The 18,160-nt window shown below is 72.5% G+C and carries 12 protein-coding genes; 8 read left to right on the top strand and 4 right to left on the bottom strand.

The window, feature by feature from the left end; all coding sequences use genetic code 11:
- Positions 1-84: 84 nt before the first annotated feature.
- A complete protein-coding gene (locus HUO13_RS00495) occupies positions 85-3,336 on the bottom strand; it encodes a glycosyltransferase (protein ID WP_211899564.1) in 3,252 nt (1,083 codons plus the stop codon).
- 173 nt (positions 3,337-3,509) lie between these two features.
- On the opposite strand from HUO13_RS00495, the gene HUO13_RS00490 reads away from it, so the two are divergent.
- From HUO13_RS00490 to HUO13_RS00465, 6 genes are all read left to right on the top strand, one after another.
- Positions 3,510-3,764, top strand: coding sequence for a hypothetical protein (locus tag HUO13_RS00490; protein WP_211899563.1), 255 nt, complete (start codon positions 3,510-3,512; stop codon positions 3,762-3,764).
- Entirely contained in the window at positions 3,754-5,208 is a 1,455-nt protein-coding gene (locus tag HUO13_RS00485) for a sensor histidine kinase (protein WP_211899562.1), read from the top strand. The genes HUO13_RS00490 and HUO13_RS00485 overlap by 11 nt, the downstream gene beginning before the upstream one ends.
- The gene (locus tag HUO13_RS00480) at positions 5,205-5,867 is read left to right on the top strand and encodes a response regulator transcription factor (RefSeq protein ID WP_211899561.1); all 663 of its coding nucleotides are present in this window, start codon (positions 5,205-5,207) and stop codon (positions 5,865-5,867) included. The genes HUO13_RS00485 and HUO13_RS00480 overlap by 4 nt, the downstream gene beginning before the upstream one ends.
- A 205-nt stretch (positions 5,868-6,072) precedes the next feature.
- Positions 6,073-6,987, top strand: coding sequence for a DMT family transporter (locus HUO13_RS00475; protein WP_211899560.1), 915 nt, complete (start codon positions 6,073-6,075; stop codon positions 6,985-6,987).
- A 207-nt stretch (positions 6,988-7,194) separates the two neighbouring features.
- Positions 7,195-8,709, top strand: coding sequence for an SLC13 family permease (locus tag HUO13_RS00470; protein ID WP_211899559.1), 1,515 nt, complete (start codon positions 7,195-7,197; stop codon positions 8,707-8,709).
- Positions 8,710-8,723: 14 nt separating this feature from the next.
- Positions 8,724-9,875, top strand: coding sequence for a glycerate kinase family protein (locus tag HUO13_RS00465; protein WP_211899558.1), 1,152 nt, complete (start codon positions 8,724-8,726; stop codon positions 9,873-9,875).
- A 208-nt stretch (positions 9,876-10,083) separates the two neighbouring features.
- Here the strand turns inward: HUO13_RS00465 and HUO13_RS00460 are convergent, their stop codons facing one another.
- The 3 genes from HUO13_RS00460 to HUO13_RS00450 all read right to left on the bottom strand — a co-directional run bounded on the left by HUO13_RS00460 (position 10,084) and on the right by HUO13_RS00450 (position 15,650).
- Entirely contained in the window at positions 10,084-12,183 is a 2,100-nt protein-coding gene (locus HUO13_RS00460) for a putative bifunctional diguanylate cyclase/phosphodiesterase (RefSeq protein WP_211899557.1), read from the bottom strand.
- Positions 12,184-12,383: 200 nt separating this feature from the next.
- Positions 12,384-14,189: a gamma-glutamyltransferase family protein gene (locus HUO13_RS00455; protein ID WP_211899556.1), complete on the bottom strand. Its 1,806-nt coding sequence runs from the start codon at positions 14,187-14,189 to the stop codon at positions 12,384-12,386.
- A gap of 147 nt (positions 14,190-14,336) precedes the next feature.
- The gene (locus HUO13_RS00450) at positions 14,337-15,650 is read right to left on the bottom strand and encodes a UDP-glucose dehydrogenase family protein (protein ID WP_211899555.1); all 1,314 of its coding nucleotides are present in this window, start codon (positions 15,648-15,650) and stop codon (positions 14,337-14,339) included.
- Positions 15,651-15,802: 152 nt separating this feature from the next.
- Between HUO13_RS00450 and HUO13_RS00445 the strand changes: the two genes are divergently transcribed.
- Positions 15,803-16,765: an aldo/keto reductase gene (locus HUO13_RS00445; protein ID WP_211899554.1), complete on the top strand. Its 963-nt coding sequence runs from the start codon at positions 15,803-15,805 to the stop codon at positions 16,763-16,765.
- A 545-nt stretch (positions 16,766-17,310) separates the two neighbouring features.
- Positions 17,311-18,069 carry an SDR family NAD(P)-dependent oxidoreductase gene (locus HUO13_RS00440; RefSeq protein WP_211899553.1) on the top strand — a complete coding sequence of 253 codons (759 nt, stop codon included), beginning with the start codon at positions 17,311-17,313 and terminating at the stop codon, positions 18,067-18,069.
- Positions 18,070-18,160: the final 91 nt, after the last annotated feature.

Here is an 18,160-nt window from a genome sequence, read left to right as displayed (position 1 = left end):
CCGGCATCCCCCTCATCCTTTTGCGTCCAACGCGGCAACGTCGGGCGACCAGCACGCCTTGAAGGCGGAGCGCCCGCCCGGGCGTCAGGCCACCTCGTCGGTGACCTTGCTCAGGAGCTCGCGCAGCGTGCCCAGCGACACCGCCGGTCCGAACTGCGCGGCGACGGCGGCCTTGCCCGCCTCCGACAGCCGCCGCCACGCCTCGTCGTCGGTGAGCAGCCGGACGACGGCGTCGGCGAAGCCGCGGGCGTCGTCGGCGACGAGCACGTCGCGGCCGTCCACCAGGTGCATGCCCTCGGTCGCGACCGTCGTGCCGACCACCGGGACGCCTTCGCCGAGGCTCTCGCCGACCTTGCCCTTGACGCCCGCGCCGAAGCGCAGCGGAGCCAGCGTGACGCGGCTGCGCCGGTACAACGGCGCGAGGTCGGGCACCCAGCCGTGCACCTCGACACCGCGACCGGCCAGCTCCCGGACCTCGCCGGTGGGGTTGCTGCCGACGACGTGCAGCACCGCATCCGGGCACTTCTCCCGCACCAGCGGCATGATCTCCTTCGCCGCCCAGCTCACCGCGTCGCCGTTCGGCGGGTGGTCGAAGCTGCCGACGAACAGCACGTCGCGCCGGCCCTCCGGGTCGGCCGCCTGCCAGTCGATCTCGTGCACGTTGGACAGCACGCGCACGTCGGCGTCGGGCACCAGCTCGGTCAGCAGCTCGCGCTCGGCCTCCGAGACCACCAGCGTGACGTCGCAGGAGCGGGTCAGGCCCAGCTCCATCTGGCGCGACGCGAACGCCTTGCGACGCAGCGCCTGTCCGGCCTCGGCGTCGCCCTGCGACTCGGCCAGCGCCGCCTGCCGCTCCAGCCGCAGGAAGTGCACGTCGACGGTGTCGTAGGCGATGACGCACTGCGGCGCGCTGGTGCGCAGCTCCTCGACCAGGCTCCACGCGATCTGCGGGCGCGAGAGAAGCGCCAGCGAGATCTCCGAGCCCGCCTCGGCCAGGAACGCCTGCTGGAGCTCCGGTGCGGGCAGGACGGTGACGCCGAGCTGCTGCAGGTCGGTGGTGTAGGGCTCCAGGCGGGCGTGGTTGCCGGGGAAGAACACCACGCGGCACCCCAGCTCGACGAGCTGCTGCATGATGCGGCGGATGCGCACCGAGCCGGAGTCGAAGTCCGGCCGCGGCACCTGGTGGTCCTTGACCAGCACGATCGGACCGTGGTGGCCGCGGGTGCCGCGGTGGCGGGCCAGCCACAGGTTGCGCGGGGAGGCTTCCGGCAGGTGCTCGGCGGCCAGCGTGTCCGCCCACTTCTCGGCGAAGGCCCGGCGGTTGAGCTCCTGGTGCTTCTTCACCCCGGTGCTGATGTCAGTGCCGTTGGACACGCCTTCGTGGTGCACGACCACGGCCTTCGGCTGCACCACCGTGCGGTAGCCCTGCGCGCGGACGGCGAAGGCGAGGTCGGTGTCCTCGTAGTAGGCGGGCGCGTAGCGGGTGTCGAAGCCGCCCGCGCGCCGGAACAGCTCGGCGCGCACCAGGATCGCCGCGCCCGAGCAGTAGTCGACGTCGCGCACGTCGTTGAACTCCGCGGCGCCCGCGTCGCCGTCGCGGCCGTAGTTCCAGCCGTTGCCGTCGGACCAGACGATGCCGCCGCACTCCTGCAACCGGCCGTCCGGGTAGACGAGCTTGGCGCCGACCAGGCCGATGCGCTCGTCGGACTCCATCGTCTCGACCAGGATGTCCAGCCAGGACTCGGTGACCTCGGCGTCGTTGTTCAGGAAGAACAGGTGCTCGCCGCGGGCGTGCTCGGCGCCGAGGTTGCAGGCGCCGATGAAGCCGAGGTTGCGCTCGGCCCGCACCAGGCGGACGCCTTCGCACGCGGCGAGCTTGGCGGCGCTGTCGTCCGGGGAGGCGTCGTCGACGACGATCACCTCGAAGGGCACCGACACCAGGTGTCCGGCCAGGAACCGCAGGCACTGCCGGGTGTAGGGCCACTTGCCGTGCACCGGGACGATGACGCTGACGACCGGCCGGTCGCTGCACGGCACCGGCAGCGGACTGGTCTCGGCGGTCTCAGTCACCTGGGGCACGCCGGGCTTGCGGCCGAGCGCGATCTCGTAGACGTCGCGGCGGGCCGTGCCGCGCGGGGCGACCCGCTCGACGACCTGCCGGTACTTGCCGACCGCGCGCTGCACGAGCGCGGAGTTCTGGGCGGCGAGCTCGGCGTTGGTGGCGGTGAGCTCGCCTGCGCGCTGCTCGGCTTCGGCGATGCGGCCTTCGAGGCGTGCCAGGCTGTCCTGCAACCACTCGATGCGGGCGGCGTCGCGTTCGGCGGCCTGCTCGGCGGCGGGCAGCTTGGTGTCGACGACGGCACGCAGCTCCGCGCGTTCGCGCTCGGCGGTCTCGGCGCGCTGCTCCTCCTGCCGCCGCAGCGACTCGAGCTTGGTGATCGTCGCCTTCAGCTCATCGGCCTCGACGCGGCTGCGCTGGTAGAGCCGGTTCAGCTTGGCGACGTCGGCGACGGCGGTGTCGCGCTGCTCGACGACCGCGCCGCTGGCCCCGCGGGCGAGGGCCAGGTCGGCGTCGAGCAGCACCGCCGAGCCGGGCAGCTTCGGCAGCTGGCGGTCGGAGGCGAAGCCGACCAGGTAGGTGTGCGGCAGGCCCGGCTCGACGGTCCAGCGGTCTTCGCCCCGGCGCAGCGTCTGGAGCCGGACGCCGTCGATGGCGGTGTCCGGGTCGCCCGGGTCGGCGGGCGTCATGACCGAGCCGACCGCCACGTTCTGCTTGAGCAGCGCGACGTGCCGGAACGCGCCCTCGAGCAGGGACTCGAACTCCGGCGCGGTGAGCTCCTTGACGTGGAACGGGTTGTCGTTGCCGTGCTCGTGCTGGTAGACGGCGGTGTCCGGGGTGCTGACCAGGAACAGCCCGCCGCGCACGAGCCGGTTGCGCACCAGCGCCAGCACCTCGTCGTGCTCGGCGACGTGCTCGATCGCCTCGAAGCAGACGACCACGTCGAACGGCTTCTCGTCGGCCAGCAGGCCGGGGTCGGTGATGGAACCGGTGCGGAAGCTGACGTCCCGGCCGCCGTAGGTGCGCCGGGCGTGCTCGACGGTGGTCTCGTCGATGTCGACGCCGACGACCTCGGCGCCCTCGGCGGCCAGCAGCGCCGCGCCGTAGCCCTCGCCGCACGCCAGGTCGAGGACCCGCTTGCCCTTCACGAAGCGCGCGGCGATCGCGTAGCGGTGGTAGTGCTCGTAGATCACCTGGACGTCGTCCGCCCACGGGACGCAGCGCTCGCCGGTCCAGTCGATGAGCCGGTCGTCACCGCTGCCGCTGTTGTCGATCATCGTCGTCCCTCGTCGCGAGAAGTCTGCCCGCAGGCTAGCGTGTCTCTTCCGGTCCACGGGGCGGGATCAGGCGACTGGCGCGTCGGGTGCCGGCACCTCGAAACCGCCCGGATGAGGAAGCTCTCATCTTGTCTTCATGCCGTGAAGCGGGTGCGGCGGTCACAGTTGGGGACATGAGGTCGGTTCCCCGCGCGCTGCTGCTGGTCCTGGCGCTCGCGCTGCCGATCGCGGCCGTCCTGGTCAGCTTCGCCATCACCGACGGACCGCGGACGCCGGACGTGCCCGCGCAGGTCCGGGTCGGCAGTTCGCCGGGCCCGGAGCAGCCGGTGCCCTCGGTCGTGCCGCCACCGCAGACACCGCCCGCCGAGCTGCCGCCGCCACCGCCCGACGACGATGACGACGACCACGACGGTGACCATGACGACTGAGCCGCGCACCGCCCAGCGCAGGCACGGCACCCGGATCCCCGCACGCGCCCAGATCATGGGCTGGATGCTGCTGGTCCTGGTGGTCGTGCTGCTGTCGGTGATCCTGATCGTGCGGCAGTTCCTGCACAACGACGTCCAGACCCAGGCGACGAGGGGGATGGAGCAGGAGGCGCGGGAGTTCACCACGTTCGCCGAGACGGGACGCGACCCGGCGACCGGGCAGCTGTTCACCGATCCGCGGTCGCTGTTCCACTCCCACCTGAAGCGGCAGTACCCGGACACCGCCGAAGCCCTGATCGGGGTGTGGCGCACGCCGGCGGGCCTGGAGCCGATGACGCAGGCGCCGGACGCGCTCAAGCCGATCGCCGCCGATCCGGTCATCCTCGACGCCATCGTCTCCTCTCCCGGCACCTACGGGCAGACCGAGACCGCGCAGGGGCAAATGCGCTGGGTGAAGGTGCACGCGGTCAGCAACGGCGTCGACGCCTGGTTCATCACCGAGCACTTCACGGCCGATGCCACCGCCGAGGCCGACCGCACCGTCCAGACCCTGCTGCTGGTCAGCGCGCTCGGGGTGTTGCTGGCGGCGGTCTCGTCGTGGGTCGTGGCGGCCGAGATCCTGGCCCCGGTGCGCACCGTGCGGCAGGCCGCGGCCGAGATCAGCGAGCACGACCTGACCCGGCGCATCCCGGTGGAGGGCCGCGACGACATCGCCGCGCTGGCCGACCAGTTCAACGCCATGCTGGACCGGCTGGAGGACGCCTTCCGCACGCAGCGCCGGTTCGTCGACGACGCCAGCCACGAGCTGCGGACGCCCATCACGATCGTGCGCGGCAACCTCGAGCTGCTCGGCGACGATCCGGCGGAGCGGGAGGAGGTGGTGCGGCTGTGCACCGACGAGCTGGACCGGATGACCCGCATCGTCGAGGACCTGCTGATGCTGGCCAAGGCCGACCGGCCCGACTTCGTCACCCCGGCCCCGGTCTCCCTCGCCGAGCTGACCAGCGACATCGAGGCCAAGGCCCGCTCGATCGCCGACCGCAGGTGGGTGCTGGAGGGCATCGGTGAGGGCGAGGTCGTGGTCGACGAGCAGCGGGTGACCCAGGCGATGGTGCAGCTCGCGCAGAACGCCGTGCAGCACACCGAGCCCGGCTCGACCATCAGGATCGGTTCCGCGCTGAGCCTGGGCCGGATCTCGCTGTGGGTCACCGACGAGGGACCCGGTGTCGACCCGGCCGAGGTCGAGAAGATCTTCGAACGGTTCTCGCACGGCAGCGGCCCCGGCCGCGGCGGGGCGGGGCTCGGCCTGGCGATCGTCAGGGCCATCGCCGAGGCCCACCACGGACGGGTGCGGGTGCTTTCCGCGCCGGGCGAGGGCGCCACTTTCGGGTTGGAGCTGCCGGCCACCCCCGGCACCAGAACCGCTGAGGAGAGCGACTCTTGAGCAAGATCCTGATCGCCGAGGACGAGGCCCGGATCGCCGCCTTCATCGAGAAGGGCCTGCGCGCCAACGGCTTCACCACGACCGTCGTCGGCGATGGCGACACCGCGCTCGACTACGTGCTGACCGGGGACTTCGACCTGGTCGTGCTCGACCTCGGCCTGCCGGGCAAGGACGGCTTCGCGGTGCTGCGGGCGTTGCGCGCCCAGCGCGTGACGGTGCCGGTGATCATCCTGACCGCCCGGGACTCCGTGCACGACACGGTCGCCGGCCTCGAAGGCGGCGCGGACGACTACATGACCAAGCCGTTCCGCTTCGAGGAGCTGCTGGCGCGGGTGCGGCTGCGGTTGCGCCCCAACGACCGGGCGCCGGAGGTGACCGTGCTGCGCGACGGCGAGTTGTCGCTGGACCTGCGCACCCGCCGGGCCCAGGTGCCGGAGGGGACCGTCGACCTGACGGCCCGGGAGTTCTCGATGCTGGAGCTGTTCCTGCGCCACTCCGGTCAGGTGCTCTCCCGCGAGCAGATCCTGTCGCACGTCTGGGGCTACGACTTCGACCCCGGCTCGAACGTCGTCGACGTCTACGTGCGGGCGCTGCGGCGCAAGATCGGCAGCACCCGCATCCACACGGTCCGCGGCATGGGCTACCGCCTCGGCGTCTGAGTTCCGCTGGGCGGCCCACCACGCAGATCGTCACCGCAACTCTTTAGAGTGGGGTCGTGAGCTCTTACTGGCACCGCGTCACTCCGCCTCCCGCCGCCTGACGGGCGCGGGAGCGCAGTTCCACTTCCCCGGGTAGTGCGCCTGGGGCCCTCGCACGCGCCCGTTCGCCGACAGCCACATCTCCCGCGAACGGAAAAGAGTTCACGTGTCCAACGACGTCTTCGCGCCTTCCCGCCCCGTGCCTGGAAGGACGCGGTTCACCACCGGCCCCCTGCCGGTCCTGCTCGCCTCCGCCCTGTGGGGCACGACCGGCACCGCCGCCACCTACGCGCCCGCGTCCGCCAGTGCCCTCTCGATCGGGGCGGCGACCATGGGCTTCGGCGGGATCCTGCTCTGCCTGCTCGCCGGTCGGTCCGCGTTGCGCGTGCTTCGCTCAGCGCCGGTCGGCCTGCTGCTGACGGGTGCGTCGTCCATCGCCGTGTACCCGCTGGCGTTCTACTCCTCGATGGCCTTGGCCGGGGTCGCGGTCGGCACAGTCGTGACGCTCGGGTCGGCGCCGGTGTTCGCCGCCGTGGTCGAGCGCGCCCTCGACGGGGTCCGGCTCGACGGCCGCTGGGCGCTGGCCGCGGCCGTGACGGTCGGCGGCGGCGTCCTGCTCGTCTCCGACGGGGCGCGGCTCGGCGACGCCGGCGGCGCGGTCGCCGGCACCCTGCTCGGCTTGCTCGCGGGCCTGGGGTACGCGATGTACTCGTGGGTCGCCGCCCGGATCCTGCGCGGGGGCCACCACGGCTCCCGGGCCGTGATGGGGGCGATGTTCGGCAGCGCCGCGCTGGTGCTGCTGCCGGTCTTCGCCTGGACCGGCGGCCCGCTGCTCAGCACCGGGATGGGCGTTGCCGTCACCGCCTACCTCGCGGTGGTGCCGATGGGGCTGGCCTACGTCCTGTTCGGCGCGGGCCTGCGCCACACACCGGTCCGGGTCGCGACGACGCTGAGCCTGCTGGAGCCGGTGGTGGCGGCGCTGCTGGGCGTGTTCGTGGTCGGCGAGCGGCTGGGCGCGATGGCCTGGCTGGGCATGGCGGGCATCGGTATCGGGCTCGTCCTGGTTCTCACCCGGCGCTGAGAGGCCTGTGCACAGTTGTGCACAGCTGTGGACAACCCCGTCCGCAGCTGTGCACAACACGGGAATGATGTCTCGTTTCCCCTGGTCGCAAGTTGTGCACAGAGTTATCCACAGGCTGTGCACAACAGCTGTGAAGTGATCAGCAGATGAACTGGGCCTCATCCGGTGTTCACGATCAGCTCAGCGCGCGGACACATCGTTGAGCGCATGGACGGCGGAGGACAGCGAGGAGCGGACCACCGCATCGTCGGCCGGATGCGCGGCGACGAGCGGGGCGTCGACTACCGGACTCCGCCTCGCCCGCGCGTGGTCGAACCGCCGAGGCGTGAAACCGGCTGGGCCGTGGGACTCACCGCCGCCGCCCTGGCGCTGCTCGGCGGCGTCTCGCTCCTGCTCCTGCCTGCCGGGCAAGCGCGGGCGGCAGGCACCGTGCTGCTGTTCGCCGCCGCGGTGGCCGGCTGGATCAGCAAGCGCTTCGACGACACCCACGTCGCGCTGGCGGCGGCCGCCGCGATGGTCGTCATCGGTGCCCTCGAACCCGACGAGATGTTCGAGACGCTGGGCTCGGAGCAGATCTGGCTGCTGGTCGCGGCGTTCGTGCTGGCGGCGGGCATCAGCCGCACCGGGTTGCCCGCCCGGCTGGCGGTCTCGCTGATCGGCCGCGCCCGCTCGGCCCGCGCGCTGGTGCACCTGGTCACCGCCGGGCTGGTGGTGACCGCGCTGCTGATCCCGAGCACCAGTGGCCGCGCGGCGCTCGTGCTGCCCGTCTTCACCGCGCTCGCGTCGGCCTTCGCCGACCGCCCGCGGCTGGTCCGCGCGCTCTCGCTGCTGTTTCCGGCGGTCGTGCTGCTCTCGGCGGTCGCCACCCTGGTCGGTGCCGGTGCGCACCTGATCACCAGCCAGATCCTCGACGAGGCGACCGGCACGGGTATCGGCTTCGCCCAATGGCTGCTGTGGGGCCTGCCGCTGGCGGTCGTGAGCTCGCACGTCGCCGCGGAGCTGGTGCTGCTGCTGTTCACCCGGCGAACCGACCGGGCCGCGCGGCTGCGTGTCGACGGCGCCGGGCTCCGCGAGCAGATGGGAATCCCCGAGCGCGTCCAGCGACGCGAGCTGCGCGCCGCCGCTCTGCTGGGCGCGGTCGTGGTGCTCTGGAGCACCGAGTCGCTGCACCCGTTCCCGCCGGCGCTGGTCGCGCTCGCCGGGGCACTGCTGATCACCGCGCCGAGGGTGGGCACCGTCCGGATCGGTGCCGCCGTGTCCGAGATCCCCTGGTCGATGCTGCTGTTCATGGCGGCCACGACCGCGCTCGGCCTCGCCCTGACCGAGTCCGGCGCGGCGTCATGGCTCGCCGAGCTGCTGCTCTCGGGCTCCGGGTCCGCGCTGCTGGTCTCGGTCGTCGTGCTGAGCACTCTGGCCCACCTGCTCGTGCAGTCCAGGTCCGCGCGGTCTTCGGTGCTGATCCCGCTGGTCGTCCCGGCCGCCGCGGCGGCCGGGATGAACCCGGTCGCGCTGGCATTCGCCTCGACGGCAGCCGCGGGCTTCTGCCACACGCTGCCCTCTTCGGCCAAGCCGGTGGCGATGTTCGCCGCCGTGCCCGACGTCCCCACCTACACCGCGCGCGACCTGCTGAAGCTGTCCGCGCTGCTGGCTCCGGTGATCGCCGCGCTGGTGCTCTTGTTCGCCACCCAGGTCTGGCCGGTCCTCGGCCTGCCGCTGCGTTGATGGAGGAAAAGATCATGCGATTCCTGGTCGCTCCCACCGGGTTCAAGGAGTGCCTCGACGCGCGGGAGGTCGCCGCGGCCATCGGCGCGGGCATCCGCCGCGTGGTGCCGCGGGCCGTCGTCGATGCCATGCCGCTGATCGACGGCGGGGAGGGATCGGCCCGGCAGCTCGCGGGCACGACCGGCGGCGAGCTGGTGCCGGTCGTGGTCACCGGACCGGTCGGCGAGCCGGTGCGGTCGCACTTCGCGCTGCTCGGCGGTGACGGGCCGCGCACCGCGTTCGTCGAGGTCGCCGCTGCCGCCGGGCTCTCGCTGGTGCCGCCCGGGCGCCGCGACCCGGGGCTGACCACTAGCCGGGGCGTCGGGGAGCTGATCGCGGCCGCGCTGGACGCCGGAGCGAACCGCGTCGTCGTCGGCTGCGGTGACTCCGGGATCTGCGACGGCGGTGCCGGGGCGTTGCAGGCGCTGGGGGCCGGCGTGCTCGACGGCACCGGCACGCCCGTCGGCAGCGGCGGCTACGCGCTCGCCCGCGCACGCCGCATCGACACCAGTGGCCGGGACCCCCGGCTGCGCGGTGTGAAGCTGGTGATCGCCGCGAACCCGAGCAACCTGCTGACCGGGCCTCACGGCGTGGCGCGCGTGTTCGGACCGCAGAAGGGCGCGAGCCCCGCGCAGGTGGAGGAACTGGCGGCCGCGATGAGTATCTGGGCGGACCTGCTGCGCGGGCACAGCGGCGCGCGGATCGCCGACCTGCCCGGCAGCGGCGCCTCCGGGGGACTCGGGGCCGGGCTCGCGGCCGGGCTCGGCGGCAGCCTGCGGTCCCGGTTCGACGTGCTGTTCGACCAGGCCGACCTGGACCGGCGCCTGGCCGTCGCCGACCTGGTGATCACCGGCGAGGGCGCCATCGACGCCTCCACCGCGCGCGGGAAGGTTCCCGCCGAGGTCGCCCGGCTGGCCAAGCGCCGCGGGAAGCCGGTGCTGGCCATCACCGGCACCATCGGCGTCGGGGCGGAGAGCAGCTACGACATCGGCATCGACGCCATCGCCGGGATACTGACCGGGCCGGTCGACCTCGCCGACGCCATCAGCCGCGCGCCCGAGCTGATCGCCGACGCCACCGCCCGCACCCTGCGGATGCTTCTGCTCGGTCGGTCGCTCGCGGCCTGAACGCCCGTCTTCGATGCTTCGAAGCGGCGCAGCCGCTTGACCCACGCCCGCAACCGGCACCGCCGCGGGTTCTCAGGCGTCCTCTGGCGAGGACAGCTTTCCCGTGGCGTATGGGTGGATACGCGAGAAGAAGATCCCGGAGTCAGAGGGCGCCTGAGGTTCCGCCACCGGAACCGCTGCGCGAGGTGAGTTCGAAGACAGCCTCCGACTACTCGGCCACGGCCAGGGCGGGCCGGATCGGGCCCGCCTCGATCAGGTCGGCCAGCTCGGCCGAGGGCACCGCCTTGGAGAACAGCCAGCCCTGGTAGCGCTCGATCGGGATGCTGCGCAGGCGGTCGAACTGCCCCACCGTCTCGACGCCCTCGGCGACGCAGGAGCAGCCCAGTGCGCCTGCCAGGTCGGTCACCGCCTTGACCACGACGAAGTCGTACGGGCTGGTGGTGATCTCGCTGACGAAGGTCCGGTCGACCTTGATGATCTGCGCCGGGAAGTCGCGCACCCGGCTCAGCGACGAGTAGCCGGTGCCGAAGTCGTCCACCGCGAACCGCACGCCGCGGCCGGTCAGCTCGGCCATCCCGGCGCGCACCCGGCTGGGCAGGTCGACGATCGCGGTCTCGACCAGCTCCACGATGATCCGGTTCCAGTCGATGCCGCTCTCGGCGACCGCGCGCTCGAGCAGATCGGTGAAGATCGGGTACCCGGGCGTCAGCTCGCCGATGTTCAGCGAGACCGAGACCGGCTCGCCGTCCGGCGGTGCCGGCCAGCTCGAGGCGTCGCTCAGCGCCCGGCGCACCACCCAGCGGTCGATGTCGGGCATCATGCCGTTCTGGCCCGCGATCGGCAGGAACACGTCGGGGTGCAGCAGCCCCCGCTGCGGGTGCGGCCAGCGGATCAGCGCCTCGGCGGAGCGGATCGTGCCGTCGGCGCCGACCTGCGGCTGGTAGTGCAGGGTGAGCTCGTCGCGGTCGAGCGCCCGCCGCAGCTCGGCCTCGAGCCGCAGCCTGCCCTCCAGCGAGTCGATCAGCGCGGGTTCGGCCATCGAGACACCGACGCTGCCGGTCTTCTTCGCCCGCACCAGCGCCGACATGGCCAGCCGCACCAGGTCCTCGCCCCGGCCGCCGGACTCGCTGGCCACCGCCGCACCGATCATCGACGACACCTGGAGGCGCTCGCCACGCACCTCGATCGCTGCGTGCAGAACGCGCGAGACGGTGGTCGCCACCGCGGCGATCCCGCCCGCCTCCTCGACGTCCGGGCAGATCACCGCGAACTCGTCACCGGCCGCCCGGGCGACCGGCCAGCCCTCGGGCAGGTGCTCCTCCAGCCTCCGCGCCAGCGCGACCAGCACCTCGTCCCCCGCCGGGTAGCCGAGCGACTCGTTGATCCGGCTGAAGTTGCGGATGTCGCAGTAGAGCACCGCGGCGCGGTCGGGGTGGGCGTCGGCGAGCAGGTCCGGGATGGCCGCGCGGTTCCACAGCCCGGTCAGCTCGTCGTGGTAGGCCCAGTAGCGCAGCGACTCGGCCTCCCGGTAGCGATCGGTGACGTCCTCGAAGACCACCACCCAGAACGGCTCGCCGGAGTCCTGCTCGGCGCGGGCGATGTGCAGCTCGCAGAAGACCGGCTCGCCGTCGGAGCGGACCAGCCGCCACTCCTGGACGCTCTCCTCGTCCGGCCGGACGCCGCGCGCGAACGCTTCGACGAGTTGCTCGCGGTCAGGGGCGTCCCGCGGGATCAGCGCGGTGGCGTGACTGCCGCGCAACCGCTCGGGCAGGTGACCGAACAGCTCGCACATCGCCATGTTGCAGTCGATCACCGTGCCGTGGCGGTCGAAGAGCCCGAGCGCGACCGGCGTCAGCGAGAACAGGTCCCGGAACAGCCGGGAGGACTGCTCCAGCCGCCGCGAGGACTGCTCCAGCTTGTTGTGGACGACGGTGTCGTCCCTGGCGACCTTCGCGTAGCCGCGGAGCTCACCCCTCGACGACCACAGGGCGGTCGTCACCACGTGCGCCCAGAACAGGCTGCCGTCCTTGCGGAGCCGCCAGCCCTCGTCGACGTGGCTGCCCAGCTCCCTCGCCTGCTCCAGCACCCACTCCGGGTGCCCCTCGGCGCGCTGCTCGGCGGTGTGGAACACCGCGGCGCTGCGCCCGATCACCTCGGAGGCCGTCGCCCCGATGATCAGCTCGGCACCCAGGTTCCAGCTCGTCACCAGTCCGTCCGGGTCCAGGGTGAAGACGGCGTAGTCGCGCAGCGCCCGCCCCAGTGGACCGACCGGCTGGTCGGTGTCCCCGTGCAGACCTGTGTCGGACATGCGTCCCTCCAACTACCGAGAGCCGTCGCCGTCCGCGTGGAACGGGTGGTGTTCGCAATGCTCCGCCGAAGTCATTCGACCGTGCGACACGCCCTCCGTCCAGGCGGTGTTGGTGCACCGCCTGCTACCAGTGTCACCACTACTTCGACACGATGCAGCAGTCTATGTGGCGCGTGTGTGTCACGGCTCTCAGATCCTGGTCACCGCCCCGCGGCGTAGCCCTGGGCGCCGCGCGCGTTGGCCGCGGCGCGCAGCGTGCCGGTCTCGGGGTCGCGGGACACCGCCGACAGGCGGCCGAGCGCCCACGGACCGGCGTCGAGCACGTCGTGGCCTCGGCGGCGCAGCTCGACGATGCGGTCCTCGCCCAGGCGGGACTCCACGACGAGCCGTCCCGGCTCCCACGTGCGCGGGAAGAAGGAGCTCGGGAAGGCACCGGTGTGCCAGGCGGGCGAGTCGATCGCCTCCTGGAGGTTCAGGCCGGCCCGCACGTGGGCGAGCCAGAAGCACAGCTGCCACTGGTCCTGCTGGTCCCCGCCCGGCGTGCCGAAGGCCAGCACCGGCACGCCGTCGCGCAGCGCCAGCGACGGGCTGAGCGTGATGCGCGGGCGCCTGCCAGGGGCCAGCGAGTTCGGCAGGCCCTCGTCGAGCCAGAACATCTGCGCCCGGCTGCCCAGGCAGAAGCCGAGCCCCGGGATCGCCGGGGAGGACTGGAGCCAGCCGCCCGACGGCGTCGCCGAGACCATGTTCCCCCAGCGGTCGACCACGTCGATGTGGACCGTGTCGCCCCGGCTCTCCCCGCTCGGCGCAACCGTCGGCTCGCCGAGCCCGACCCCGCTGGGGTCCTTCGGGCCGCCCGCGCCGCGCTCCTGCGCGACGAAGCCGGGCAGGCGGGCCTCGCGGCCGCCGGGAGCGCCGGGCCGCAGCTCCAGCGACGCGCGCTCGCCGATGAGGACGCGGCGTGAGGCCGCGTAGTCGCGGGACACCAGGTCGGCCAGCACGCCCTCCTCGGCGGAGTCGCCGTACCAGGCCTCGCGGTCGGCGAAGGCGAGCTTGGCGGCCTCCGCGGCGGCGTGCACGGTGGCGGCGTCGGCGACGCCGCCACCGTAGCCGACCTCGGCGTCCTCCAGCATCCGCAGCTGCTGGACCAGCGCGGGGCCCTGCGACCAGATGCCGAACTTCGCCAGCGTCCAGCCGCCGGCCAGGTCCGCGGTGAGCGGGTCCTCGTAGGTGGCCTCGAAGTCGGCCAGGTCCTGGCCGGTGATCACGCCCGCGTTGTCGCGGCCGGAGTTGTCGCGGTGCGGGGTGCGGACGAACTCCTCGACCGCCTCCGCCACGAACCCCTGCGACCAAGCTCGGCGGGCTGCGTCGATGCGCGCCTCCCGCCCGGTCGCCGCGGCTTCGGACTCGGCCAGCAGCCGCTCCCACGTGTCGGCGAGCGCCGGGTTGCGCAGCATCGCGCCGGGCCTCGGCACCTCGCCGCCCGGAAGCAGCCACAGCTCGGCCGAGGTCGGCCAGTGCTCGGTGAACATCTCGCGGACCGTGGCGATGGTCGTGGCGATCCGCTCCACCGCCGGATAGCCGTTGCGCGCGTAGCCGATCGCGTAGGTGAGGACGTCGCGCAGCGACTTGGTGCCGTGGTCGCACAGCAGCGTCAGCCAGCCGTCCCACGCGCCGGGCACGGTCGTGGCGAGCAAGCCGGTGCCCGGGACCAGCTCGAGGCCGAGCTCGTCGCGGTAGTGCCGGATCGTCGCACCGCGCGGCGCGGGACCCTGCCCGCACAGGGCGCGCGGTCGCGGGTCCTCGGCGGTGGCGAACAGCGCGGGGACCTCGCCGCCGGGGCCGTTGAGGTGCGGCTCGACGACCTGGAGCACGAACCCGGCCGCGACCGCGGCGTCGAAGGCGTTCCCGTCGTCCTCCAGGACGGCCATCCCCACCGCCGAAGCCAGCCAGTGGGTGGAAGCGACCATGCCATGCGTGCCCGCTAGCTCCGGGCGGGTGGTGAACACTCGAACCACCCTATTCGGCCACACCCGACCGGGCGATATCCCGCCGATCCGGTGGGTGGAAGGCGACGCCGGGGTGCGTGGGGAGAGCGCAGACGGCCGGTCGTCCGGGGGCACCGATCACGGTTGCGGTCGGGCCGGCGTGCCGGGTCAGGGGGTGACCGGGGTGCGGCCCACACCCAGCCAGGACAACCCCGCCCGCCGCAACACGTCCGCATCCAGGTGGTTGCGCGTGTCGACCACCACCGGGCCGTCCAGCAACTCCGCCACCCGCGCCCAGTCCACCGTGCGGAACTCCTGCCACTCGGTCAGCACCACCAGCCCCGCCGCGCCCTTGGCCGCCTGGTACGGGTCATCCACCAAAGTCACCAGCTCCGCGACCCCGGGCTCATCCCCTCGCAACCCCGGGTCGTACGCCACCAACTCCGCACCCCGCTCCGCGAGCAGCCCCGCCACCGCCATCGCCGGCGAATCCCGCAGATCGTCCGTACCCGCCTTGAACGTCAACCCCAGCAACCCCAACCGCACGCCCGCCAACGACTCCTGCGGGCCCACCCCGCACGCCGCGGCGACCTTGTCCACCATCCGCTCGCGCTGGCGCGCGTTGGCCGCGATCGTCTCCCGCAACAGCCCGAACTCGAACTCCACCGACTCCGCCACCCGCATCAACGCCGCGGTGTCCTTCGGCAGGCACGACCCACCCCAGCCCGGACCCGGCTGCAGGAACGACTGCCCGATGCGGCGGTCGAAACCCATCCCCTCGGTCACGTCCGCGATGTCGGCCCCCAACCGCTCGCACAGCTCCGCCACCGCGTTCACATACGACAACTTCGTCGCCAGGAAGCAGTTCGCCGCGTACTTGACCATCTCCGCACTCGCGGCGTCGGTCAGCACCGTCGGCGCACCCAAGCGCGCGTACAACGCCGCCACCCGCTCCGCCGCGTCCTGCGAGTCCGAGCCCACCACGATCCGGTCCGGGTTCAGGAAGTCGTGCACCGCCGAACCCTCGCGCAGGAACTCCGGATTGCTCACCACAGCCACATCCGAGCGGCCGACCAGCTCCGCCACCCGCGCCGACGTGCCCACCGGCACCGTCGACTTGCAGACCAGCACACATCCCGACGGCAGCAACTCGCCCACCTCGGCGACCACCGACTCCACCGCGGCCAGATCCGCCGCACCACCCGAACCCATCGGCGTCGGCACGCACAGGAACACGACCTCGGCCTCGGCCACCGCCGCCGCCGAACCGACCGCGAACTCCAACCGCCCCGCGGCCAGCCCCTCGCCCACCAGCTCGGCAAGCCCCGGCTCCAGAATCCGCACCTCACCCCGCGCCAACGCGGCCACCTTGCCCGCGTCCACGTCGCTGCACACCACCCGGTGCCCCAGCGACGCCAGACACGCACCCGTGGTCAACCCGACGTAACCGGTTCCCACCACAACGATCCGACGGGCGAACACCGCACACCACCTCTCGGCGAAATCCCAGGCCCCGGCCTTCTCCAATCGAATCGTGGCACAGTCACGCGAAAGCGGAACCGACTTGGGCAACTGTTCACCGGACGTATGTCGCATGTGTCCCAGCGGTGTTGCGCCGTTTAGGCTCACGCCCCGTGGAACAGCGACGTCTGGGCGAATCCGGTCTGGTGGTCAGCGCGGTCGGCCTGGGGTGCAACAACCTCGGCAGGCCCGGTACGGCGACGGAGTCACTCTCGGGGGCGAGGGAGGTCGTGAACACCGCTCTGGACTGCGGCATCACGTTCTTCGACGTGGCCGACGTCTACGGCTCCCCTCGCGGGCGCAGCGAGGAGCTGCTCGGGCAGGCCCTGTCCGGGCGGCGCGACAGCGCCATCATCGCGACGAAGTTCGGCATGGACATGCAGGGCTACAACGGCCCCGACTTCGCGGCCCGCGGCTCCCGCAGCTACGTGCGGCGCGCCGTGGAGTCCTCGCTGCGGCGGCTGGGCACCGACTGGATCGACCTCTACCAGCTGCACAGACCCGATCCGGTGACACCGCTGGAGGAAACCCTCTCGGTGCTCGACGACCTCATCCGCGAGGGCAAGATCCGCTACGTCGGGCACTGCAACCTCGCGGGCTGGCAGATCGCCGACGCGTCGTGGACGGCCACCGCGGCCGGCCTGGCGACGCCCGTCTCGGCGCAGAACCACTACTCGCTGCTGGCCCGGGAGGCCGAGCGGGAGGTGGTCCCGGCCTGCCAGAAGTTCGGCGTCGGCGTCATCCCGTACTTCCCGCTGGCCAACGGCCTGCTCACCGGCAAGTACCGGCGGGACCAGGAACCGCCGGAGGGCAGCAGGCTCGCCGGTCGCGACCAGCTGCTGGCCGACGCGCCGTGGGAACGCATCGAGCGCCTGCGCGCCTTCGCCGACCAGCGCGGGGTGCAGATGACGGCGATCGCGGTCGGGTGGCTGGCCGCGCAGGAGGCGGTCGGCTCGGTGATCAGCGGCGCGACCACGGCGGAGCAGGTGCGGGCCAACGCCGCGGCCGGGCAGTGGCGTCCGACGCAAGCCGAGATGGAGGAGATCGACGCGCTCTGCCCGCCGTTGCGACGCTGAACGCCGGAAACGCACCCGTGAGTCCTTCGGGACGTTGTGGCGACGGAAGGACTCACGAGGTCCGGACGTCACCCGAACGCGGGCGGATCCCCTGGTGGTGCGGGCGCCGCACCCCGCCGATCACCACGGACGGTGCCTGAATCGTCCCAGGGATCGACCTCAGGATTCCACCAGCGGCGGACGCGGAAATGCCTGGTCAGGCTGCACCCTGGCAGGTATGGAGCTCATCGCGTTCGCCGCCGTGTTCGTCGGCCTCGCGCTGCTCGCGGCGCTGCCGCTGATGGCGCTGCTGCTGCTCGCCGACACGCCTCCGCGGCACCCCGACCACGACCGCTGACCGCCGCCCGCACCACCGACCTCCTCCGCCTCCCAGCCCAGGCCCGCCGCAGTCCTCCTCACCGCCGAACGGCTCCGCACGGGGTCGTTCCGCGTCGCGCGCCCGGAATCCCCGCAACGGTCGCGAGTGTCGCCATCTGTTCCACAGTCCGAGATCACCCGGTTAGGCTGCGACGGACTGCCGAAGCTGCGACATGCGAGGAGACCTGATGCTGATCACCGACACCGCGGCCATCGTCACCGGCGGGGCTTCCGGCCTCGGCGCGGCCACGGCCAGATCGCTGGCATCGCGAGGGGCTCGCGTGTTCGCCCTCGACCTGCCGCAGGTGATCACCAAGGCTCCGGTCGTCGACGGGGTCAACTACGTCGGCGCCGACGTCACCGACGCCGAGCAGGTGCAGACCGCGGTCGACCAGGCCGCCGGCGGCGGCGTGCCGCTGCGGATCGTGGTGAACTGCGCCGGGATCGGCCCGTCGGCCCGGGTGGTGGGCCGCAAGGGACCGCACGACTTCGACCTGTTCCGGCAGGTCGTCGAGATCAACCTGATCGGCACGTTCAACGTGCTGCGGCTGGCCGCGGAGGCGATCGGACAGACCGAGGCCGACGAGCAGGGCCAGCGCGGCGTCGTCGTCAACACCGCGTCGGTCGCCGCCTACGACGGCCAGATCGGCCAGGCCGCCTACGCCGCGTCCAAGGGCGGTGTCGCGAGCCTGACGCTGCCCGCCGCGCGCGACCTGTCCTCCTCCGGCATCCGGGTCATGACCATCGCGCCGGGCATCGTGGACACCCCGATGCTGGCCACCATCAGCGAGGAGTTCCGCAAGGGGCTCGCCGACAGCGTGCCGTTCCCGAAGCGGCTGGGCACGCCGGAGGACTACGCGCAGCTCGTGGTCGGCATCGTCGAGCACGACTACCTCAACGGCGAGGTCATCCGGATGGACGGCGCGCTGCGCATGCCGCCGCGCTGACAACACCCGTAGTGAAAGCGGGGAACCTCCTTCACCCGGCGAACGTCCTACCGGGTGAAGGAGGTACCGCTTCGAGGACGCACCAGCACGT

The organism is Saccharopolyspora erythraea (assembly GCF_018141105.1).
Classification (GTDB): domain Bacteria; phylum Actinomycetota; class Actinomycetes; order Mycobacteriales; family Pseudonocardiaceae; genus Saccharopolyspora_D; species Saccharopolyspora_D erythraea_A.
The sequence above is the reverse complement of the archived record's forward strand: the minus strand, read 5'-3'. Positions and strand labels throughout refer to the sequence as shown.